Below are 22,961 nucleotides of genomic sequence, written 5' to 3' on the forward strand. Positions count from 1 at the left end.
TATTCCGCAGTAGCTCAGTGGTAGAGCTATCGGCTGTTAACCGATCGGTCGTAGGTTCGAGTCCTACCTGCGGAGCCATATATAGAGAAGTACCCAAGTGGCTCAAGGGGCTCCCCTGCTAAGGGAGTAGATCGCTTACGCGGTGCGAGGGTTCGAATCCCTTCTTCTCTGCCAGAAATTGGCCCGTTGGTCAAGTGGTTAAGACACCGCCCTTTCACGGCGGTAACACGGGTTCGAATCCCGTACGGGTCATAAAAAAAGAGATAGCATATATGCTATCTCTTTTTCTATTTGTCTTGTGTTAATGGATAATTAATCCTCAACTTTAATCACATGAGTATTAATTAAAGAAGATAGTTTTTTTATTTAAAATACAATTCTTCGTTTTAATATCAATAAAAATGCTAAAGAACAATTGCATCAATGCGCTCGCAATTAGCGAGGATAATGCGCCCACTTTTATCTATAAACGTAGCAAGACCTGTGTTAAAGTGAAATCCTGTGAAAATTGAAACGGTTAATGGTGTGCCATTAACTATAATTTCGTTTACTTTTCTTCCTAAATTAAAGGTGTTTAAAAGGCAACAAATATCTTCAAGGTGTTTGTTTTTATTTTTTATATGTGAAGATTGTATATCTGTGTCCTTTACTAAATTCGGATTGAATATTTTAGGGGTAGCAGTATGATTTATGAGAATTGACATGTTTCTTTCCCTCTTCCTCTTTTGTTTATCTCGGATAGAAATATATTTTGAAATTATAAAAAAAGAGCTTTTTTCAAAGCTCTCTTTTATAAACTAGCCCTTACTAATTGTAAGTGCTTGAATATCACGGCAATCTATAAGAAGTACTCCTCCTTCTTCGTCTCCTTCTGTAAATACGAAAGTTGCGCAAAAGTTTTCAGGATTAAAGTTAACAAACGTAACATCATCTATAAAGTTTCCATTTAGAAAAATATCTACTACTGTACCTACCTGTAATTCTGCTAGTTGTTCACAGACGCATTTTGTATGCTTATTTATATAAACCAACTCCTTTCAAAATAAATTTTTGACTCAATATATAATATTTGAAAGCTGAAAAAAGGTGTGGACAACTTATATAAGGTATATGAGTATTTTCATTTAGCTTATTAATACAAAGATGCATTGTATTATTATGGGATTTTGTGTTGTCAACTTGTTATATGCCGGCGCTGTTATTGGGTTATGTTTCTTCTTTTTATAAAGTGAAGCTTCCATCAGTGAGGGGCTTACTACCCGTTAATGCGGGATAGAAAAAACGGGGTTTATCCAAAGGCAAGTAGGTGTCTTTTGGGAGAGTTCCTTTTTGCTGCTTACGTATGTTGGATATTGGCGAATCGTCGAATAGACGATAAGTGGTTTATGATTCTGGTGGAACCAGTATGTGAATGTGTTTCGCCTAAACTTGGATGGATTCCACACCTGATACCATAAATTCCTCCTATCTGTGAAAAAGTTCACAAATAGGTCATAATTTGTGAATATATTCACAAGGAAACATGCTACAATATGTGTGTAAGGAAGTTAAACAATATAAAATCAGTATTTTAATTATTTACTTAAATGACAATGATAATAATAATAATGAAATGAAAAATAGAGAGGGGATTTTACCATGAAAAAAGGTATTAACCGCGTAGTATTAGTAGGAACAGGGGCTGTAGGTTGCAGCTATGCATATTCTATGATTAACCAGGGTGTAGCTGAAGAGTTTGTTCTTGTTGACGTAAACGAAGCAAAAGCAGAAGGGGAAGCAATGGATTTAAGCCATGCTGTTCCATTTGCTCCAGCTCCAACAAAAGTTTGGAAAGGCAGCTATGCAGATTGTAAAGATGCAGATCTTGTTGTTATCACTGCTGGATTACCACAAAAGCCAGGTGAAACTCGCTTAGATTTAGTTGAGAAGAATACAAAAATCTTTAAACAAATCGTTCGCGGCATCATGGATAGCGGATTTGATGGTATCTTCTTAATCGCAACTAACCCAGTTGATATTTTAACTTATGTAACTTGGAAAGAATCTGGATTACCAAAAGAACGTGTAATTGGTTCTGGTACAACTTTAGACTCTGCTCGCTTCCGTTACATGTTAGGTGAGTACTTAGATGTGGATCCACGCAACGTTCACGCATATATTATTGGTGAGCATGGTGACACAGAGCTTCCAGTATGGAGTCATACTACTGTTGGTGTACAAAAACTAGAAACAATCTTAGCAAATAATGAAAAGTACAATCAAAGCGATTTAGATGAAATCTTTGCGAATGTACGCGATGCTGCTTATCATATTATTCAACGTAAAGGTGCAACTTACTATGGTATCGGTATGTCACTGCTACGTGTAACTAAGGCGATTTTAAACAACGAAAACAGCGTATTGACAGTATCTTCATACCTTGAAGGACAATACGGACAACAAGATGTTTACGTAGGTGTTCCAGCAGTTATCAACCGTCAAGGTGTTCGAGAAATTGTAGAGCTTGAATTAAATGAAGAAGAAGAATTGAAATTTGATCATTCTGTAAAAGTGCTAAAAGAAACTATGGCACCAGTACTATAATCCAAATTGTATAAAACCCTTTCCGGCAGCCCCCTGTATATCCCCCTTTTGCCGGAAAGGGTTTTTTTGTTTTGCTGAAAGTTAATTACTCTTTAAATGTAATATGTATTTTGCTCTAATAGGAAGTAATGAATCGTAGTAAAAATTCCCCTCTTTTTTACTTTGAAAATTATTCTAAAATAAAACGCTTACAAGGAATATTCGTCAAAATTCGATAATTTCAGCTGAAATTTACGGAATTACCATGAATTTCCGCGAAAAAAACGTATGTTTTTTTAGAAAATCGCAAGGATATTTCTATTTACCGAAGAATAGTAATAACATATTTAAAATTCTGTCATCTTGTGAGGTGAACATAGTGATTGTAACAAATTGTAATGAGGAAAAAATGCTATTGTTTCATAAAGAGAAATTTTACGATAGCTACGAAATATTTGGTGCTCATCTAACGAAGGAAGATGGGGTACAAGGAACACGTTTTTCCGTTTGGGCTCCTCATGCACAAGCTGTAAGTATTGTAGGAGATTTTAATGGATGGAATAATCAAATTCATAAAATGGTGCGAGTGACAGAGGATGGAATTTGGTCTTTGTTCATACCAAATATAGCTCAGCTGGAATTGTACAAATATGCAATTGAAGCCTCAAACGGCCATACAATTTTAAAAGCTGACCCGTATGCAATGTATGCTGAAGTGAGACCAAATACGGCATCCATTGTTTATGATATAAAAGGATATAAATGGAAAGATCAGAAGTGGTTTCAAAAAAAGAAACGAAAACCAATTTATAATGAACCGTTAGCAATTTATGAGCTTCACTTTGGTTCATGGAAAAAGAAAGAAGATGAGTCTTTTTACTCTTACAGAGAAATGGCAGATGAGCTTATTCCGTATGTAGTAGAGCATCAATTTACTCATATTGAAATTATGCCGCTTATTGAACACCCATATGATCGTTCTTGGGGATATCAAGGGACTGGATATTATGCACCGACAAGTAGATACGGAGCACCGCAGGATTTTATGTATTTTGTCGATGAATGTCATAAATATGGGATCGGTGTCATTTTAGATTGGGTACCAGGGCATTTTTGTAAAGATGCTCATGGGCTTTATTTGTTTGATGGAGAACCAACGTATGAATATAGAGATCTTGATGTACAAGAAAATCACGTATGGGGAACTGTGAACTTTGACTTAGGAAAACAAGAAGTACGAAATTTTCTCATTTCGAATGCATTGTTTTGGATGAAGTATTATCATATCGACGGCTTTCGCGTTGATGCGGTTGCTAACATGCTATATTGGGAGCGAAATGGGGGGCAGGAAAGTAATAAACATGCTGTATTATTTCTGCAACAGCTGAATGAAGCAGTATTTGCGGAAGATCCAACTTTCTTAATGACTGCGGAAGATTCAACAGCATGGCCGCTCGTAACTGCACCGACATACGAAGGTGGACTTGGTTTTAATTATAAATGGAATATGGGCTGGATGAATGACATTTTAAAATATATGGAATGTGCGCCGGAGTATCGGAAATATATTCATGACAAAGTAACATTTTCACTGCTTTACGCGTATTCTGAGAATTTTATTTTACCGTTATCACATGATGAAGTTGTACACGGGAAAAAGTCGCTATTAAATAAAATGCCGGGTGATTATTGGTCCAAGTTTGCTCAGCTTCGTTTATTGTATGGTTATTTATTTACACATCCAGGTAAGAAGCTGCTCTTTATGGGCGGTGAGTTTGGACAATATGACGAATGGAAAGACCTTGAAGATTTAGATTGGGGCTTACATGATTTTGAAATGCATGATCGTACGCATGATTACTTTAAGGAGCTCATAGCATTGTATAAGCGCTCTAAGCCGCTTTGGCAGCTTGATCACACAGAAAAGGGTTTTCAGTGGATTGATGCGGATAACCGTGAGCAAAGTATTTTTTCGTTTATTCGCCAAGGGGAGAGAGAAGAGGATGTTCTCGTTATCGTTTGTAACTTTACAAATGCGGTGTATGAAAACTATAAAGTTGGCGTACCAGCATTTCGCTATTATAACGAAATTTTAAATAGTGATAGTTCTGCATACGGCGGTTCGGGACAAATCAATAAGAAGCGATTAAAAGCGATTATGGAACCTTATCATAATCAGCTTGCTCATGTTGAAATGACAATACCACCATTTGGAATTTCAATTTTACGGCCGGTGAAAACACGAAAGGGGAGTAGTAAACAAGATGGTACAAAAGCAGACGTGCGTAGCAATGTTATTAGCAGGGGGAAAAGGTAGTCGTTTAAGCGCCTTAACAAAAAATTTAGCGAAGCCAGCTGTTCCATTTGGCGGTAAATATCGCATTATTGATTTTACATTAAGTAACTGTGCGAATTCTGGTATTGAAACAGTGGGGATTTTAACACAATATCAGCCGTTAGAATTGCATAGTTATATCGGTATTGGAGATGCATGGGATTTAGACCGTGTAAATGGAGGGGTTACTGTACTCCCTCCTTATGCAGAGTCTTCTGGAGTGAAATGGTATACAGGAACGGCAAGTGCCATTTATCAAAATTTGAATTATTTAAAGCAGTATGATCCGGAATATGTTCTCATTTTATCTGGCGATCATATTTATAAGATGGATTATGCAAAAATGCTCGATCATCACATGGAACGAGAAGCAGATGTCTCTATTTCTGTTATTGAAGTACCGTGGGATGAAGCAAGCCGCTTTGGCATTATGAATACGAATGAAGCGATGGAAATTGTTGAGTTTGAAGAAAAGCCGCAGTTTCCAAAAAGCAATCTAGCTTCAATGGGCATTTATATTTTTAATTGGGCTATTTTAAAAGAGTATTTAGAAATGGATGCAAGAAATCCAGAATCTAGTAATGATTTTGGAAAAGATGTGATTCCGCTTTTATTGGATGAAGGGAAAAAGCTTGTTGCGTATCCATTTAGCGGGTATTGGAAAGACGTTGGAACAGTGAAGAGCTTATGGGAAGCAAATATGGATTTGCTTCGCGAAGATTCATCACTCAACTTATATGACCGTGATTGGCGAATTTGTTCTGTTAACCCGAACCAGCCGCCTCAATATATTGCACCGTCAGCTAAAGTGGAAGAATCGTTAATTAACGAAGGTTGTGTTGTAGAAGGTGATGTGCAGCATTCTGTATTGTTTCAAGGGGTAATCGTGGAGGAAGGCAGCAAGGTTGTAGATTCAGTTATTATGCCAGATGCCAGAATTGGAAAGAATGTTGTGATTGAGCGTGCCATTGTTGGGCCAGGGATGGTCGTTGAAGATGGAGCAATCATTCGTCCGGAACGAAATATTGAAGACGTTGTATTAATTGCAGAGGAAAATTAAATGAAGTAAAACTAATGATTAGCAAGGGGAGCTTAATCCCTTCACAAATAGTTAGCGGAAACAATCGGAGCTTTTACGGATAGTGATTCTATTCCTATCTTCTTTGAGTTTATGGAAGGTTACGGTGATAATTTTACTGTCTGTTAGAGCGTGACGAAAAGGGGATGAGATGAGTGAGAGAATCAATGTTAGGAATTATTAATGCAACAGAGAATTTTCCATCACTACAACAAGTAACAAATCATCGATCATTGGCGGTATTGCCGTTTGCTGGGCGTTACCGTTTAATAGATTTTATGCTTTCCAATATGGTAAATTCTCATATTCATAGTGTAGCCATTTTCACAAGTCATAAAAATCGTTCACTCATGGATCATCTCGGTTCTGGAAAACAGTGGGACTTAGATCGAAAACGTGATGGTTTATTTTTATTTCCTCCAAATTGTCAATGTGATCAAGATGAGTTTGGTACATTTGCTCATTTTAGCAGACATATTGATTACTTTTTACGTAGTAAAGAGCAGTATGTTGTCATTACAAACAGTCATGTTGTAACAGCGCTTGATTTCCAAGCGGTATTAGACCGTCACTTATACACAGAGGCAGATATTACAGAAGTATGTCACCAAGGTGAGTCACTTCAGACATATGTATTAAAGAAGGAGTTATTATTACATTTGTTTGAGACGTATCAAGACATGGGATATTATAGATTAATTGATGTTGTAAAAGAAAAGCGAAACACATCATTGCATATTGAAAGTTATGAGCATACTGGCTATGTGGCGGTAATCGATTCAATTGAAAGTTACTATAAACATAGCTTGGAAATACTGCAGCCGCATATTTGGAAGCAAGTGTTTAAGAAAGAAACGCCGATTTTTACGAAAGTAAAGGATGAGCCGCCAACAAGGTACGGAAAAAACGCGAGTGTACATAATGCGATGGTTGCGAATGGCAGCATTATTGAGGGAGAAGTAGAAAATAGCGTTGTCTTTCGTTCTGTAAAGATTGGAAAAGGTTCGATTGTTCGTAACAGTATTATTATGCAAAAGAGCCAAATTGGAGAGAATTGTATACTAGATGGTGTAATTATTGATAAGGATGTAAAGATTGAAGATGGAACGACGTTAACAGGCGGAGCCCATTCTCCATTTGTTGTAGAGAAAGGAACAATACAAAGCAGTAATATAACGATTTACTAAGATGTATATTTGAAAATTGAGAGGAGGAATCTGCAGGCATGGCATAGGTAAGCATAGTTTGCCTATGCTTGCTGCTGCAGAGAGACAATCGCAGTGAATATTTTATTTGCAGTATCAGAATGTGTACCATTTATTAAATCGGGTGGATTAGCAGATGTAGCTGGAGCACTTCCAAAGGCATTGCAAAAACTTGGAATGAACGTGCGTGTTATGCTTCCGTACTATAGTTTAATTCCAGAGCATGTACGAAAAGAATGTGTGCTTCATAAAGTGATTACGGTTCAGCTTGGCTGGCGTAATCAATATTGCGGTATTTTGAAAATGGAGCATGAAGGAATTACGTATTATTTTATCGACAATGAATATTATTTTAAACGCGATTCACTATATGGTCATTATGATGATGGCGAACGTTTTTCATTTTTCTCAAAGGCGGTATTAGAATGCATTCCGCATATAGATTTTGAAGTAGATGTTCTGCATTGTCATGATTGGCATACAGCGATGGCGAATTTTTTATTGCGTGAAAAATATCGTGATCAGCCATTATACGAAAAGATAAAGACAGTCTTTACGATTCATAACTTGCAGTTTCAAGGCGTGTTTCCGCGCATCGTTATGGATGACTTATTGGAGCTTGGCAATGAGTATTTTCATAGTGAACAGCTTGAGTTTTACGGAAACATCAACTTCATGAAAGGCGGAATTATCGCCTCTGATATGATTACAGCGGTAAGTCCGACATATAAAGAAGAAATTCAATATCCATTTTTCGGAGAGAAGTTAGATGGTTTATTGCGTAAATATAACGATAAACTTGTTGGGATTGTAAATGGAATTGATGATGTTTTGTACAATCCGAAGAATGATAAAACGATAGCGGCAATGTATGATGCAAATTCACTTCATAAAAAAAGAGATAATAAACGTGCATTACAGCGTTATTTTGGATTGCCAGAAAAAGAAGAGGCACCTATTATTGCGATGGTTACACGTTTAACGCAGCAAAAAGGATTAGATTTAGTGCGTCATGTTTTTCATGAAATGATGCAAGAAGATGTGCAATTTATTGTACTTGGATCGGGCGATAAAGAATATGAACAGTTTTTTGAACAAATGGCATATGAATATCCAGATAAAGTGAAAGTGTATATCGGATTTCATGAAGGGCTGGCACATCAAGTGTATGCCGGGACAGATTTGTTTCTAATGCCATCTTTATTTGAGCCATGCGGCCTTGGACAGTTAATTGCCCTTGCATACGGAGCGATTCCAATTGTGCGGGAAACAGGCGGTTTAAATGATACAGTTCAATCGTACAATGAAGCTATAAATGAAGGAAATGGTTTTAGTTTTACGAACTTCAATGCGCACGATATGCTGCATACGGTGCAGCGTGCACTGCACTATTATCATGACAAAAAGGTATGGCAGTCTCTTGTGAAACGAGCAATGACAGAGGATTATAGCTGGAAGCAGTCCGCACGTAAGTATAAGGAGCTTTATGAAAGCTTGTTCGAGTCAAATGAGGAACCACAATCTCATGAGGAACAAAAGGAGATTGATGATAAGCAACCGATTCTTTTTGTTCATCATCAGTAGGAAAGCGTAATTGATACATGTTTCACTGAACGGGTTGTATGTGTGAAGGATTCATTCGTTAGAACCGGATTGGGAGGGCTAACCAGCAGCGGGAAATCCACTGCTGGTAGTTTCATTTTGGAAGAGGTGAGAGAGATGTTTTCGAGTACAGAGAGTTTTAAAGCTGCTTTTTTAGAAAAGCTAGAAACGATGTATGGTAAAAGTTTTAAAGATTCGACTGTGCAAGATCAATATAATACGCTCGGACATATGGTACGTGAATATATTAGTCAGCGCTGGATTGAGACGAATGAACGATATCGGACAGACAATCAAAAGCAAATGTATTACTTATCGATTGAGTTTTTATTAGGGCGTTTATTAGGAAGTAATGTCTTAAACTTGGGAATACGTGATGTATGCGAGAGAGGATTAGAAGAACTTGGGATTTACTTACAAGACCTTGAAGAAATTGAAGCAGATGCTGGACTTGGAAATGGCGGTCTTGGTCGTTTGGCGGCCTGTTTTCTTGATTCTCTTGCTTCATTAAATTTGCCAGGCCACGGGTGCGGTATTCGCTATAAGCACGGTTTGTTTGATCAAAAAATTGTGGATGGTTATCAAATCGAGCTGCCGGAGCAATGGCTGCGTCACGGGAATGTTTGGGAAGTAAGAAGGCATGATCAAGCTGTGGAAGTTAGCTTTTGGGGACAAGTTGATACATTTCAGTCAAATGAACGTCTTGAATTTCGGCATATAAATGCGGAAACAATTATGGCTGTACCGTATGATGTACCTGTTGTCGGCTATCAGACAAATACTGTAAATACACTGCGTCTTTGGAGTGCAGAGCCGGTTCTATTTCCCCAAAACTGCAAGGATGTATTGAAATATAAACGGGAAACGGAAGCAGTATCGGAGTTCTTATATCCAGATGATACGCATGATGAAGGAAAAATACTTCGTTTGAAACAGCAATATTTTCTTGTGTCTGCTAGCTTACAAATTATTGTTCGGTTGCATCGTGAACGAAATGGCACGCTGCGCAATCTGCATGAGAAAATTGCGATTCATATTAATGATACGCACCCTGTCTTAGCGATTCCGGAATTAATGCGTATTTTGCTTGATGAAGAAAAGATGAGCTGGGAGGATGCGTGGTATATTACAAGACATACGATTTCTTATACAAACCATACAACCTTATCTGAAGCGTTAGAAAAGTGGCCGATTCATATTTTTGAGCCGTTATTACCGCGCATTTATATGATTGTACAAGAAATTAATGAGCGCTTTTGTCGTGATTTATGGGAGCGGTATTCGTATGAGTGGAATCGCATTGAAAATATGGCGATTATCGCTCATGGGCTTGTGAAGATGGCACATTTAGCAATCGTTGGCAGTCATAGTGTAAACGGTGTTGCTAACATTCATACGGAAATATTAAAGCAGCGAGAAATGCGATTGTTTTATGAGTTTTATCCAGAGAAATTCAATAATAAGACGAATGGAATTACCCATCGGCGCTGGTTATTAAAAGCAAATCCGCAGCTGTCAAAATTAATTTGTGAAACAATTGGAACAGATTGGGTGAAGGAGCCAGATCAGCTGCAAACTTTAGGAAATTATAAGTATGATGCAGCATTTCAAGATGCGCTTCATAATGTAAAACAAGTGCGAAAAGAATTGTTAATGAAGCGGATTGAAAAACAAACGGGTATTGTTGTTGATCCATATTCTATTTTTGATGTGCAAGTAAAACGGCTACATGCATACAAGCGGCAATTATTAAATGTGCTGCATATTTTATATTTGTACAATCGTTTAAAAGAAGATTCTAGTTTTTCCTTTTATCCGCGTACATTTATTTTTGGTGCAAAGGCATCGCCTGGTTATTATTATGCGAAAAAGATTATTAAACTTATAAATGAATTAGCCCGAAAAGTGAATGATGATCCGTATGTAAGTCAATATATGAAAGTTATTTTTCTAGAAAACTATCGCGTTTCTCTTGCTGAAGATATTTTTCCAGCGGCAGATGTGAGTGAACAAATTTCAACTGCAAGTAAAGAAGCATCAGGAACCGGAAATATGAAATTTATGATGAACGGTGCGATAACGGTTGGTACGCTAGATGGTGCTAATGTTGAAATAAAAGAAACTGTTGGAAATGATGCTATTTTTATTTTCGGTTTAACTGCAGAAGAAGTACTACATTATTATCAAAATGGCGGATACCGTGCTAGCGATTATTATCATCATGATATGCGCATTCAAAAAGTCGTCAATCAGCTGACAAATGGCTTTTTTGAGGATGCGGGTGATGAGTTTGAAGCCATTTTCGATTCCCTTCTTATTCAAAATGATGAATATTTTGTTCTCCGGGATTTTGCACCGTATGCAGATGTGCAAGAAAAAGTTGGAAGAACATATGAGAATCGAAAAAAATGGCTTGAAATGAGTACTGTTAATATTGCGAAATCTGGTCATTTCGCAAGTGACCGAACAATCTTACAGTACAGTCGTGATATTTGGAGAATCGCAGAGGGCATGCGAGCGCGGTAAAAGAAAGTAGAGTTTCATCTAAATAGTTTCGAGAAGCGGAACAATTGTTTACTAAAGGAAAACGAAAAAAAACGACTTGTAAACATTTCAAGTCGTTTTACTTTGTGGCAGAAGTAGGATAGAACGGTGCATATAATATACCGTGTCCATCGTATTCTGTTGTAGCAAAGTACGAAAATGTAAAGAAACCTGTAAAAACAACAAGCATAACTAGAAAGAATGTAACGATAGCTTTTACTATGTTCGGTCTCCAATATAGACCTTTTAAAAAAGAGTGGCAATTGATGTTTTATAAGTTGTAATGTGATGGTTTTTTGTAATGGAATTCATATTTTTCGTAAAGGTCATACTGCGATGAATATGGGAATATTCCCATTTATTTTCTTCAAATTGTACTTTACGAGGAGGAAGAAGCGGGACGACATCAAATAAATTTACGAAGCGAAAGCTGTTGGCCACTTGCATTTTATAATAATTTCGAAAGGCAATATCTCCGACTTTCGGGGAGCCGAAATTGTAGAGAGTGTAATGAGAGAATGAAGTGTTTACACGGGCATCTAGTATGTGCAGGGTAGCAAGGGCTCCTCCTAAACTATGTCCAGTAACGAAAAGTGCTTTATGAGAAGATAGGGAAACGAGGGTGTCCATTATTGTATCTCTACATGATTCGTAAATAGAAAGAAAGCCGCTATGAACATTGCCGCTATTTGCAGTAAATGGATATGGTTTTTGTTGGACTATCGAATCGGCCATCCAATCACGGTCGGATTGTGTCCCGCGAAAGGCTACAATAATTTGATCCTCTGATTCTAAAATAAATCCAAACCATGTTGTTGTTTGAATGGCTTTTGCCTGAAAGCCTTGTATATATCGAAAACCTTCGGGAATGGTGAAAATGCCATTTTGCTTATATTGCTCATATGTTAGTTCGCAGCATGTAGCTAACAACACAGCGGTATCCTTATGAAAGGATACAGAAGTTGGCATAGAAAAGTCCTCCTCATGATGAAATATAATTCAATATATGAGGAGGCTATGGATTTCATTCTTTTACTTACCCCGCACTAACGGGCAGTAAAGGATAGAGAAGAGCGGGGAGTAAAACTGCCCGTAAGAGCCCGATTGGTTCAACTAACCATCGGAGAAAGGCACTCCCGATGGAAGTTTCACTTTACCCCGCACTAACGGGCAGTAAAACTTTACTCGTCGCCATCCAGAATGCGTCCAAGTCCACCGAGAATACTGCCTTCTCCGGAATTTTTTGCTCCTGGGCCAGCAATGCGCTGTGCTAAGCGGCTTAATGTTAAAGATTGAACCCAAACCGTTCCCGGTCCTTGTAATGTTGCGAAGAATAGGCCTTCACCACCGAAGATTGCACTTTTTACATTACCAACAAATTGAATATCATAGTCAACATCTTGTGTCATTGCAACGAGGCAACCAGTATCAATTTTTAATCTTTCTCCTGGTTTTAACTCACGCTTATAAACTGTTCCGCCGGCATGCATGAAAGCAAGGCCGTCGCCTTCAAGTTTTTGCATAATAAATCCTTCGCCGCCGAAGAAGCCGCTACCAAGTTTTTTTGTAAATTCAATGCCGACAGAAACACCTTTTGCAGCACATAGAAAAGAATCCTTTTGGCAGATTACTTTCCCGCGATACTCAGTTAAATCAACAGGGATAATTTTCCCAGGATACGGAGCTGCAAATGAAACATGACGTTTTTCATGTCCTGTATTTGTAAATACAGTCATGAATAAGCTCTCACCTGTCACGAGACGTTTCCCAGCACCGACAAGCTTGCCGAAAAATCCACCTGTTTGTGCAGCACCGTCACCAAATACTGTTTCCATTTCAATATTGTCTTCCATCATCATCATAGCACCGGCTTCAGCAACTACGCTCTCTTGCGGGTCTAACTCAATTTCAACAAACTGCATATCATCGCCGTATAATTTGTATTCGATCTCATGTGCTTTCATGGTTTCACCTCAATTATAAATATGTATATCCGTATTTATATTGTACCGAAACATCTTCAAATAGAAAATACAAGTTTTGTTAATTTTCAAAAAGATATTTCTGTTTTATTTGACGTTTTATTTCGGGCATGATATAGTAAAAGAACTATTGAGCTGCATAATGTGGTACGGAAATAAAGCGTGTTTGTTTCAAAGCATTAGCTTGTGAGGAAATCATGATGTTTATCTCGACCTTTGTATGTAGTTTCCAATAGATAGATTTCTTTTTATTTAGGAGGTACATGCAATGCAAACAGGAAAAGTAAAATGGTTTAACGGCGAAAAAGGTTTTGGTTTCATCGAAGTTGAAGGTGGCGAAGATGTATTCGTACATTTCTCTGCAATTCAAGGCGAAGGCTTCAAAACTTTAGAAGAAGGTCAAGAAGTTTCTTTCGAAATCGTTGAAGGTAACCGCGGACCTCAAGCTGCTAACGTTACTAAAAAGTAATGAAGGCAAAAGAAACATTCCTGAATAAGGAATGTTTCTTTTTTTTATCCCGCTCAAAGGAACAGTAAAGGTGTAAGAGATACAGGGAAGAAACTGTTCCTAAGAACCCGATTGGTTCAACTAACCATCGGAGAAAAGGCACTCCGATGGAAGTTTCACTTTATGGTCTTGAACTTGATTCATCTGAAGAAAGTTCGCCGTTAAAGGTTCTTTTTTCGTAGTCATCTAGCATTTGTTCATATTCTTCATGTGCTTCTGTGGCATATACTTGTACGTTTTTTCCGTACATATCTGTTCCAATAAAGTTCTCAAAATCCTCAACATATCCGCGCGGTTCCTCTGCATCTACATACATCTCATTAAAATTTTTAGAGTCGCGGCGCTCTAAATCAGCAGGAGTTTCTGACGTTCCATATAAAGCAACATCTTGCCAAGCATCTTCAGCATCATAACCAACAGCACTATCCATATCATATTTACCAAAAGGAGGCTCAATAAGTTCTTCTTCAATAGGACGCGCACCAAGGATTAGTTTATTATGTGTATGTTCGATACAAGTTGTTGCAGTCGGCATTGCTTCTAAACGTTCAAGTGGAATTGGTTCACCCGATACTTCGCAAATCCCGTATGTTCCAGCTTCTATTTTTTGCAGGGCATGCTTTACATCCGTAAGTTGTTTATGCCAAAATTCGACTAATCCTAAGTCTTTTTCACGTTCATACAATTCTGTTCCCATGTCTCCAGGGTGATTATCATACGCAGAGAGTTCGCCAACTGAATCACGTTCAGAAGCTTGCCCTCGATGTTCATGATTTTGCAGCGTTTGTTCAAGCTCTTGTTTTTGTTTTTGTAGTACAGATTGAAAATGATCCATTTGTTGTGGAGTTAGCATAAAATCCACCTTCCTACAATTCGGTTTCTTTAAGTAGTATGAGCTCAATTACAGGAATTATGAAAAATAATACGTTAATATATCGGCGGTTCAACATAATATAGAGTGAAACTCCCATCAGTAGGGGTCTTACTGTGGGCTTAAAATAAAGTCACGATGTTTATAAAATAGATGCGATATTTCAAATAAAGTCGCGACATAAAAAAATTGCGAAATTTTTCTTCTTTAAATATTTTTGTCTGAAGAGGGTTTTTATGTAAGAACATCTAATATTGAAAAGTGTTTCAAGGAAGGCAACCTTTTGTGTCGGTACACCAAACTATTGGAGGGATTAAGATGTTAAATAAAAATGTCGTCCTCTACACTGAAGAAAATGGTATCGCAAGAATTACACTAAACAGACCGGAAGCACTAAATGCGTTAAACCGAGATGTTCTTGAACAACTTTCGTCCGTCTTGGACAGGGTTAAAACTGATTCAAGTGTAAAGGCAGTGATAATCATCGGTGCCGGAGAAAAGGCATTTTCCGCAGGTGCTGACATTCAGTTTCTCAATAAAGCCACTCCGCTAGAAGTACGAGATTTAGCTCAGTTAGCTGTTACAGTTACTAATAAAATTGAGTCATTAGGGAAAGTAGTTGTTGCTGCCATCAACGGCTTCGCACTGGGAGGCGGACTTGAGTTAGCTGAATCCTGTACGCTCCGTGTTTGTGCTAATCATGCTAGATTAGGACATCCTGAAGTCCGTATTGGAGCTGTTGCCGGTTTTGGAGGAACTACGAGACTGCCCAGACTTATAGGTAAGGGGCGTGCTACAGAGCTATTGCTCACCGGAAACGTGATAAGCGCAGACGAAGCTTATAGAATAGGACTGATTAATAGGATTGTTGAACCCGATAAATTATTATCAGAAGTAGAAACGCTTATTTTAGAAATTCTGTCTCAGTCTCCTATCGCAGTAAAAATGACTTGGGAGGCAATTCATCGGGGAGGTAATTTAACTTTAGAAGAGTCCGCACTTCTCGGTGCAGATTATTTCGGTTTGATAGCGTCCACCGAGGACTTCAGAGAAGGAACTAAATCATTTTTAGAAAAGACCCAACCATTATTTAAAGGAAGATAGTTAATGAAAATAATCATATGTGGATGTCAACTACCCACCACTTAAACGCTAACACGTTTTGAAGTGGTGGCTTGAAAAAAGCCCTGGTTGTCTAGCCTCGGTCTTTCGTGGACTCCGTTCGTAGGTTGCATACCCAAGAATGATTCCCTAGTTCTTGGCTCTATGGTGGCTCTATAACAGTTCTGATTGGGAAGGAATGTTAAACTGTATTCCAATTCAACACTTATTACCCGTTCATGCGGGATAAAGGCAATTCGACAACATATAACATGAATGTACCATAAAAAAACGCAAGTGCTTTTACACTTGCGCTTTTCTTATAGGAAATATCCAAGTAATAACCCAATTCCCATTAAAAATCCGAAAATTGTATTCGTTTTTGCTGTGGCAACCATCGCAGGTGCCATTTCCATTGGGATGCTCTTTCCGATAAAACCTTTTGTTGCTTTAAATGCTTTTGGAACGCTTAGAAAGACTACGAGCATCCACGGTGAGGCAATACCGACAATAATAAGGGCAATCGTCCATATATAAGAAATGATAAACATGGATGCTAACACACTAATTGCATTGTTTCGTCCGACTAAAATGGCTAATGTTTTTCGTCCGTTTTCTTTGTCGCCATCTAAATCGCGAATATTATTGGCAAGTAGAATGGCTCCAATTAAAATGGCATTTGGAATGGATAGTAATATAACTTCTGATGTTACAGTTCCAGTTTGAATAAAGAATGAAATTCCAATAATAATAACACCCATAAATAATCCTGCTGTTAATTCTCCAAAAGGTGTATAGGCAATTGGAATTGGGCCGCCTGTATATAAGTAGGCAACAGCCATACAAATAAGACCGATTGCCGCAAGCCACCAGCTGGAGCTCATACAAATGTAAACTCCTAATAAAATTGCGATGCCAAAGAATCCAAACGCTAAGTTTAATACTGTTTTCGGCTGAATACCATCGCGAACGATTGCACCGCCAATCCCAACGGATCCTTCATGATCAAGCCCTCTTTTATAATCGAAGTATTCGTTAAACATGTTTGTTGCTGCCTGAATGAGAAGGCAAGCAAGAAGCATGCTAAGGAAAAGAGGAAGATTTATTTTGCTAATACCTTCAACATGCATAGCATAAGTTGTTCCAATAAAGACGGGAACAAAAGCTGCAGTTAATGTATGAGGACGTAATAAACTCCACCAAATACGCCAGCCCGTTTGTTTACTTGGCTTTGGCTGCATGGAAGAGGAATTCGTTTCAGTTTTTACTTCCATATGGAATCCTCCTATCTGTTTGTTATATAAAATAAAAATGAGTTCTTACTGCCCATTAGAGCGGAACACGTACACAAAAAGTACACAATTAAGTGTAGGAAAAGCATCATATAGTGTCAACGTTTATTTTCTAGGAATATGCTCGGATTTTCTCAGAAATGCTAAACATTGACACACCTTTCGTTTGAGGTGTATCTTAAAATCAAGCGTATTTATGACTATTTTTCGCCCATAGGGGGGAGACTGTGTGATTCAAACGAAACAACATGATGTAAAAGATGTGATTCTTACTGCGGTTCAGCGCGCAGCTGACGGGCAAGTACTCGTTAGTTTTGTGAAGCAAGTGGAATGGGTTGATCCACTCCTTTTTTATGCAGCAGGAACACAATTTGGATATAGAGACAGATGTTATTTTGCAGATCCATCGCAGCACGTTATCTTCGCTGGAGTAGGTTCTGCCTTTACTATAGCAAATTCTTCTGATAAGCGCTTTCAAAATGCTCGTCAAGAGTGGGCGCGATTGAAAGACGAAGCAGTAATTCATCGTGATACTTACGAATTTGGAACAGGGCCGCTTTTATTTGGTGGTTTTGCTTTTGATCCACGAAAAGAAAGAACAGATTTATGGAAGTCATTTCACGATACAACACTGCAATTGCCAGCTTTTTTGTTAACGGTAAAGAATGAAAAGGCATGGTTAACAGTGAACCGTTTTGTTTCTGGAAATGATTGTGCAGAAAAGATTTATGAGGAATTGCAAAACGCTGAGGAGCAATTGTTGCAGCAAAGCAAGCATTCCTTCGTGGAAGAGCATGTGACCATTCTTTCGAAAGTAGAAGTAGAGCCCGAGAAATGGCTGCAAGCAATTGAACAAGTGCAGGAAGAAATGAAGCGAGGGGCTGTTCAAAAAGTTGTGTTAGCTCGTGAGATGCAACTTGTTATGGATAAAGATGTTGATTCGGCTTCTGTTTTGGCAGCACTTCGTATAGGTCAACCGGATTGTTATGTATTTGCGTTTGATTATAAAGGAACGTGCTTCTTAGGAGCAACGCCAGAAAGGCTTCTTCGTAAAGAGGGAGAAACATATACATCCATGTGTCTTGCCGGTTCGATTGGACGAGGTGCTTCAGAAGAGGAAACGAAAGAGAATGGATATGAACTTTTGCATGATGAGAAAAATTTAGCAGAGCATGATTATGTTGTAAACATGATTCGCAGTGTGTTAACAAGGCATTGTGAAACGGTCGATATTCCATATGAACCGCAATTATTGAAGACGAAAAATTTACTTCATCTATATACACCAGTACAAGCAAATGGAAATGGTGATTTATTATCGATGATTGAAGAACTTCATCCAACACCAGCTCTTGGAGGAACACCGCGAGAAGAAGCGCTGAAATTGATTCGTGAAGTAGAGCTATTAGATCGCGGGTTATACGGAGCGCCAATGGGCTGGGTTGATGAGCAAGGAAACGGAGAATTTGCCGTAGCACTTCGCTGCGGATTATTGTCTGGTAAACAAGCTTCGTTATTTGCTGGATGCGGCATTGTCATTGATTCAAAGCCGCATTTAGAGTATGAGGAAACAAGGCTGAAATTTAAGCCGATGCTTTCTGCTTTGGAGGGACTATCTAGATGAGCAATCATATAGAAGCATTATCGTATTACTTAGGCGCGTTTGTTGATGAATTGGCGCGCCTGCATGTGCAGGATGTTGTCATTAGCCCGGGTTCACGGTCAACGCCGCTTGCCTTATTAATGACGCAGCATGAACAAATCCGCACATATTTACACGTGGATGAAAGATCAGCGGCCTTTTTTGCTCTTGGCATTGCGAAGGCAAAAAAACGCCCTGTCGCCTTATTATGTACATCAGGCACAGCGGCAGCAAATTATTATCCAGCTATATGCGAAGCATTTCATTCGCGCATCCCGCTTCTCGTACTGACAGCGGATCGTCCGCATGAATTGCGAGATATTGGTGCACCGCAAGCAATGAATCAATTTCATTTGTTCGGTTCGTTTGTAAAACAATTTATTGAAATGGCACTTCCAGAAGCAGCAGAACCAATGTATCGATATGCACGGATGACAGCGGGACGAGGGATAGCAGCGGCATTACAAACGCCGAAAGGACCCGTTCATGTAAACTTTCCGCTTCGCGAGCCGTTAATTCCGAATTTCTCTTTAGGAAATCTATGGGAAAAAGGCCGCGGAGAATACGAAACAACCGTTCATCAAGGGAAAATAGCGGTGACGGATGAATATGCAGCATCTTTACGAGAGCGCCTTTCGCATATGAAAAAGGGGCTTATTGTATGTGGTGATGATAGTCATCCAAATATTGCAGAAGCTGTCGTGGCTTTTTCAAAAGCATATGGTTATCCGATTCTTGCAGATCCGCTTTCTGGGCTTCGCAGCGGTCTTCACGATAAAGAGACGATTATAGATTGCTATGATACATTTTTACGAAATGAACAACTTCGCGATAGTTGGAAACCAGATGTGATCATTCGTTTCGGCGGTATGCCAGTTTCTAAAGCACTTACGCAATACTTGAAAAAGCAAACAGAAGCATTGCACATTGTTGTTGACGAATCTGGAAATTGGCGTGATCCAGCGCTTATGTCCACAGAAGTTGTGTATGCCAATGATGCTAAATTTTGTGAGCAGCTTGTAAATGATGTCAAGCAGCAATGCAACTATGGCTGGCTTCATATGTGGCAACAGATAAATGCTGTAACAAAAGAGAAGCTTATTAAAATTGAATCGTATGAACATGCATTTGAAGGAAAAGTGATTACAGAACTTGTAGATGTTCTGCCAAATGATGCAGCTTTATTTGTAAGTAACAGTATGCCAATTCGTGATACAGACACGTTTTTCTTCTCAAATGATAAAAATATTGAAGTGCTAGCAAATCGCGGTGTCAATGGCATTGATGGCATTGTTTCGACAGCGCTTGGGGTGAGTGTAGCTCGTGATTCGCTCGTATTAGTTGTGGGGGATTTATCGTTCTACCATGATTTAAATGGATTGTTAGCAGCAAAGCTACATGATTTAAATGCAACTATTGTTGTCGTTAACAATGATGGCGGCGGTATTTTCTCATTTTTACCGCAGTATGAACAGAAAGAACATTTTGAAGCATTATTTGGTACGCCGCTCGGACTTGATTATGAGCATGTTGTCAAGATGTATAACGGTTCATTCCAGCGCGTAAAAACATGGGAAGCGTTTCGAAATGAAGTGGACAAAGGTACGAGAGAAAATGGACTGCATGTCATTGAAATCCAAACAGATCGTGAAGAGAACTTACAGCTTCATCGTGACATTATGGCAGAGGCAGCAGCCATTGTTTCAGAAGTATTGCAAGGTGAAGGGAAATGAAAGTAAACGTACATGGTGTTTCTTACGAATATGAAGTAATCGGAAGCGGCGAGCCGCTTCTTGTACTTCATGGTTTTACAGGCAGCATGGAAACATGGCGTTCGTTTGTCCCTGCATGGAGCGATCAGTTTCAAGTGATTTTAGTCGATATAATCGGACATGGTAAAACGGAAAGTCCAAAGGAAACCCGGCACTATAACATAGAAACGGTAGCTGGGCATCTCATTGCCTTGCTCGATCATTTGCAAATTGAAAAAGCGCATATGTTAGGTTATTCTATGGGCGGGCGCCTTGCGCTTACGCTTGCTTGTTTATATCCAGAGCGCGCCTTGTCTCTTTTGTTAGAAAACTGTACAGCGGGACTGATAACAGAAGAAGAACGTGAAGAGCGTAGACAAAAGGATGAACAGCTTGCTGAAAAGATTGAACGAGAAGGCGTTTCTGCTTTTGTGGAAAAATGGGAGAACATTCTGCTCTTTGCCACGCAAAAAAAATTACCGCTTCATGTACAAGCTAGCGTACGTGAAGAAAGGTTAGCTAATGATCCTGAGGGTCTTGCAAACAGCTTGCGGGGCATGGGAACAGGAGCGCAGCCATCCTGGTGGAATGAATTGCAACACTTGCAAATGCCGGTCTTACTCATGAGCGGAGAATATGATGAAAAGTTCTTTCACATCTTAAAAAAGATGAAAAAACATATTCCTCATGCTGAATTTGTACAAATTATTGGCGCGGGCCATGCAATTCATGTGGAACAACCGCAAAAGTTTGATACAATAGTAAGGGGCTTTTTGCAAAACATAAAAGGAGGTAGAGACAAAATGACGATTGAATGGGTAAAAGAAGGTAATTACGAAGATATTATTTACTCCACATACAATGGAATCGCAAAAATTTCGATTAACCGTCCTGAAGTACATAATGCATTCCGTCCAAAAACGGTAATGGAGTTAATCGATGCGTTTGCACATGCACGAGATGATGAAAATGTTGGCGTTATCATTTTAACAGGTGAAGGTGGCCGTGCATTCTGTTCTGGCGGTGACCAAAAGGTTCGCGGTCATGGCGGATATGTTGGGGAAGACCAAATCCCGCGCCTAAACGTATTAGACTTACAACGTTTAATTCGCGCGATTCCAAAACCAGTTATCGCAATGGTAGCAGGTTATGCAATCGGTGGTGGACATGTTCTTCACATCGTATGTGATTTAACAATCGCAGCAGATAACGCAGTATTTGGCCAAACTGGTCCAAAAGTAGGCAGCTTTGATGGCGGATACGGTGCTGGTTATTTAGCACGTATGGTTGGTCATAAGAAAGCGCGCGAAATTTGGTACTTATGCCGTCAATACAATGCGCAAGAAGCACTTGATATGGGCTTAATTAACACAGTTGTACCATTAGAACAGTTAGAAGAAGAAACTGTGAAATGGGCAGAAGAAATTTTAGCAAACAGCCCGATGGCACTTCGTTTCTTAAAAGCTGCATTTAATGCAGATACAGATGGCCTTGCTGGTATTCAACAACTAGCTGGTGATGCAACGCTATTATACTACACAACAGACGAAGCAAAAGAAGGCCGCGATGCGTTTAAAGAAAAACGCCGTCCGGACTTTGGACAATTCCCTCGTTTTCCTTGATCGGGAAGATGAACAAAAGAGACTTGATGAAATTTCATCAAGTCTCTTTTTTGTATCCCGCATTAACGGGCAGTAAGACCCTCACCTCAAGATTGAGAGAGAAACAAAGAAGATAGGTGGGGGAAATTACCCGTAAAAGCCCGATTGGTTCAACTAACCATCAGTGGGGGATGAAGAACCCCACTGATGGAAGTTTCACTTTATGCTTAGCCAGTTTTCTAATATGATTTTCAAAAATCTGTATTAGATTACAGTTATTCTCGTTTGATAACATATTATTATTATATTTATATATAAATAAATGCTTCTAATATTGGATATTTATATACAAAAAGGTAAATTTTCCTTCCTATAATTTTATCATTATTGTTATAATAGAAATAGTAAAATTAAAATGGTTAATTTTACAAATTTCGCATATTGATAGGGGGAATATTAAATGTCTGGACAAATTCGTATGAGTCCTGAGGAACTTAAAGCTAAAGCAGCTCTATATGGTAGAAGCTCTCAAGAAATTGATAGTATTTTACGCAAGCTGGAAGGGTTACAAAATGAATTAAGAGGTGAATGGGAAGGCCGTGCTTTCCAAGGGTTTGATCAACAATTTAATGAATTGAAACCGAAAGTACAAAGTTTCTCTCAATTATTACATGAGATTAACGTTCAATTAGACAGAACTGCACAAGCTGTTGCTGAACATGATGAGCAGTTATCACGTAATTTTGGCTTGAAATAAGAAAGCTTGAATAGTAGAAGATTGATAAATGAGCCATGCGACTTTTGTTGTATGGCTGATTTATATATAAGTGGTTTAATTTTGAAATTTTAATAATAATCATTCTCTCCATTGCAATTATGTTGATGCA

The 22,961-nt window shown here is 38.7% G+C and carries 18 protein-coding genes, 3 tRNA genes and 1 pseudogene; 16 read left to right on the forward strand and 6 right to left on the reverse strand.

From position 1 onward, the window contains the following. The first annotated feature begins 3 nt into the window (after positions 1 to 3). The 3 genes from ACTDJC_RS19695 (at position 4) to ACTDJC_RS19705 (ending at position 252) form a co-directional block, all read left to right on the forward strand. Positions 4 to 78: transfer RNA gene (locus tag ACTDJC_RS19695), tRNA-Asn, on the forward strand. Positions 79 to 83: 5 nt separating this feature from the next. After that, a tRNA-Ser gene (locus ACTDJC_RS19700) sits at positions 84 to 174 on the forward strand. A gap of 6 nt (positions 175 to 180) precedes the next feature. Further along, a tRNA-Glu gene (locus ACTDJC_RS19705) sits at positions 181 to 252 on the forward strand. A gap of 152 nt (positions 253 to 404) precedes the next feature. Here the strand turns inward: ACTDJC_RS19705 and ACTDJC_RS19710 are convergent. Further along, positions 405 to 704 carry a hypothetical protein gene (locus tag ACTDJC_RS19710; protein ID WP_440604457.1) on the reverse strand — a complete coding sequence of 100 codons (300 nt, stop codon included), beginning with the start codon at positions 702 to 704 and terminating at the stop codon, positions 405 to 407. Positions 705 to 797: 93 nt separating this feature from the next. After that, positions 798 to 1,022 (reverse strand): penicillin-binding protein, encoded by a 225-nt coding sequence (locus tag ACTDJC_RS19715; protein ID WP_440604504.1) that lies wholly within the window; start codon positions 1,020 to 1,022, stop codon positions 798 to 800. 616 nt (positions 1,023 to 1,638) lie between these two features. Between ACTDJC_RS19715 and ACTDJC_RS19720 the strand changes: the two genes are divergently transcribed. From ACTDJC_RS19720 to ACTDJC_RS19745, 6 genes are all read left to right on the forward strand, one after another. After that, positions 1,639 to 2,583, forward strand: a complete 945-nt coding sequence (locus ACTDJC_RS19720) for an L-lactate dehydrogenase (protein ID WP_440604458.1) — start codon at positions 1,639 to 1,641, stop codon at positions 2,581 to 2,583. Positions 2,584 to 2,941: 358 nt separating this feature from the next. Then, positions 2,942 to 4,879: a 1,4-alpha-glucan branching protein GlgB gene (gene glgB / locus ACTDJC_RS19725; protein WP_440604459.1), complete on the forward strand. Its 1,938-nt coding sequence runs from the start codon at positions 2,942 to 2,944 to the stop codon at positions 4,877 to 4,879. Continuing rightward, positions 4,827 to 5,957: a glucose-1-phosphate adenylyltransferase gene (locus ACTDJC_RS19730; RefSeq protein WP_429710139.1), complete on the forward strand. Its 1,131-nt coding sequence runs from the start codon at positions 4,827 to 4,829 to the stop codon at positions 5,955 to 5,957. The genes glgB and ACTDJC_RS19730 overlap by 53 nt, the downstream gene beginning before the upstream one ends. Before the next feature lie 173 nt (positions 5,958 to 6,130). Further along, the gene (locus tag ACTDJC_RS19735; RefSeq protein ID WP_253630733.1) at positions 6,131 to 7,162 is read left to right on the forward strand and encodes a sugar phosphate nucleotidyltransferase; all 1,032 of its coding nucleotides are present in this window, start codon (positions 6,131 to 6,133) and stop codon (positions 7,160 to 7,162) included. Between the two features lie 93 nt (positions 7,163 to 7,255). Continuing rightward, a complete protein-coding gene (gene glgA / locus ACTDJC_RS19740; RefSeq protein WP_440604460.1) occupies positions 7,256 to 8,764 on the forward strand; it encodes a glycogen synthase GlgA in 1,509 nt (502 codons plus the stop codon). A 135-nt stretch (positions 8,765 to 8,899) separates the two neighbouring features. After that, positions 8,900 to 11,308 (forward strand): glycogen/starch/alpha-glucan phosphorylase, encoded by a 2,409-nt coding sequence (locus tag ACTDJC_RS19745; RefSeq protein ID WP_098306437.1) that lies wholly within the window; start codon positions 8,900 to 8,902, stop codon positions 11,306 to 11,308. 264 nt (positions 11,309 to 11,572) lie between these two features. On the opposite strand, the gene ACTDJC_RS19750 is transcribed toward ACTDJC_RS19745, so the two are convergent. Beyond that, complete coding sequence (locus ACTDJC_RS19750) at positions 11,573 to 12,295, reverse strand: lipase family protein (RefSeq protein ID WP_098306439.1); 723 nt, start codon at positions 12,293 to 12,295, stop codon at positions 11,573 to 11,575. Positions 12,296 to 12,507: 212 nt separating this feature from the next. Continuing rightward, positions 12,508 to 13,290, reverse strand: a complete 783-nt coding sequence (locus ACTDJC_RS19755) for a TIGR00266 family protein (protein ID WP_098306441.1) — start codon at positions 13,288 to 13,290, stop codon at positions 12,508 to 12,510. A gap of 286 nt (positions 13,291 to 13,576) precedes the next feature. On the opposite strand from ACTDJC_RS19755, the gene cspD reads away from it, so the two are divergent. Beyond that, on the forward strand, positions 13,577 to 13,777 hold the full coding sequence (gene cspD / locus ACTDJC_RS19760; protein WP_035432508.1) for a cold-shock protein CspD: 201 nt from the start codon (positions 13,577 to 13,579) through the stop codon (positions 13,775 to 13,777). 160 nt (positions 13,778 to 13,937) lie between these two features. On the opposite strand, the gene ACTDJC_RS19765 is transcribed toward cspD, so the two are convergent. Further along, positions 13,938 to 14,669 carry a yteA family sporulation protein gene (locus ACTDJC_RS19765; protein WP_098306443.1) on the reverse strand — a complete coding sequence of 244 codons (732 nt, stop codon included), beginning with the start codon at positions 14,667 to 14,669 and terminating at the stop codon, positions 13,938 to 13,940. 336 nt (positions 14,670 to 15,005) lie between these two features. Here ACTDJC_RS19765 and ACTDJC_RS19770 point away from each other — a divergent pair, with 336 nt between their 5' ends. Continuing rightward, entirely contained in the window at positions 15,006 to 15,791 is a 786-nt protein-coding gene (locus ACTDJC_RS19770; RefSeq protein ID WP_098306445.1) for an enoyl-CoA hydratase/isomerase family protein, read from the forward strand. A 317-nt stretch (positions 15,792 to 16,108) separates the two neighbouring features. Here ACTDJC_RS19770 and ACTDJC_RS19775 read toward each other — a convergent pair whose 3' ends face one another. Beyond that, on the reverse strand, positions 16,109 to 17,062 hold the full coding sequence (locus ACTDJC_RS19775) for a 1,4-dihydroxy-2-naphthoate polyprenyltransferase (RefSeq protein ID WP_098306447.1): 954 nt from the start codon (positions 17,060 to 17,062) through the stop codon (positions 16,109 to 16,111). Positions 17,063 to 17,309: 247 nt separating this feature from the next. Here ACTDJC_RS19775 and ACTDJC_RS19780 point away from each other — a divergent pair, with 247 nt between their 5' ends. The 5 genes and pseudogenes from ACTDJC_RS19780 (at position 17,310) to ACTDJC_RS19800 (ending at position 22,831) form a co-directional block, all read left to right on the forward strand. Then, on the forward strand, positions 17,310 to 18,704 hold the full coding sequence (locus ACTDJC_RS19780; protein WP_440604461.1) for an isochorismate synthase: 1,395 nt from the start codon (positions 17,310 to 17,312) through the stop codon (positions 18,702 to 18,704). Continuing rightward, entirely contained in the window at positions 18,701 to 20,455 is a 1,755-nt protein-coding gene (gene menD, locus ACTDJC_RS19785; RefSeq protein ID WP_440604462.1) for a 2-succinyl-5-enolpyruvyl-6-hydroxy-3-cyclohexene-1-carboxylic-acid synthase, read from the forward strand. The genes ACTDJC_RS19780 and menD overlap by 4 nt, the downstream gene beginning before the upstream one ends. Beyond that, positions 20,452 to 21,240: pseudogene (menH, locus tag ACTDJC_RS19790) on the forward strand (2-succinyl-6-hydroxy-2,4-cyclohexadiene-1-carboxylate synthase); the annotation flags it as partial. The gene menD and the pseudogene menH, both read left to right, overlap by 4 nt. A 36-nt stretch (positions 21,241 to 21,276) precedes the next feature. Then, positions 21,277 to 22,095, forward strand: coding sequence for a 1,4-dihydroxy-2-naphthoyl-CoA synthase (menB, locus tag ACTDJC_RS19795; protein WP_098306808.1), 819 nt, complete (start codon positions 21,277 to 21,279; stop codon positions 22,093 to 22,095). A gap of 439 nt (positions 22,096 to 22,534) precedes the next feature. Then, on the forward strand, positions 22,535 to 22,831 hold the full coding sequence (locus ACTDJC_RS19800; RefSeq protein ID WP_098306453.1) for a WXG100 family type VII secretion target: 297 nt from the start codon (positions 22,535 to 22,537) through the stop codon (positions 22,829 to 22,831). Positions 22,832 to 22,961 lie beyond the last annotated feature (130 nt).

The organism is Bacillus sp. GB_SG_008, from assembly GCF_052038115.1.
GTDB classification, from domain to species: Bacteria; Bacillota; Bacilli; order Bacillales; family Bacillaceae_G; genus Bacillus_A; species Bacillus_A rhizoplanae.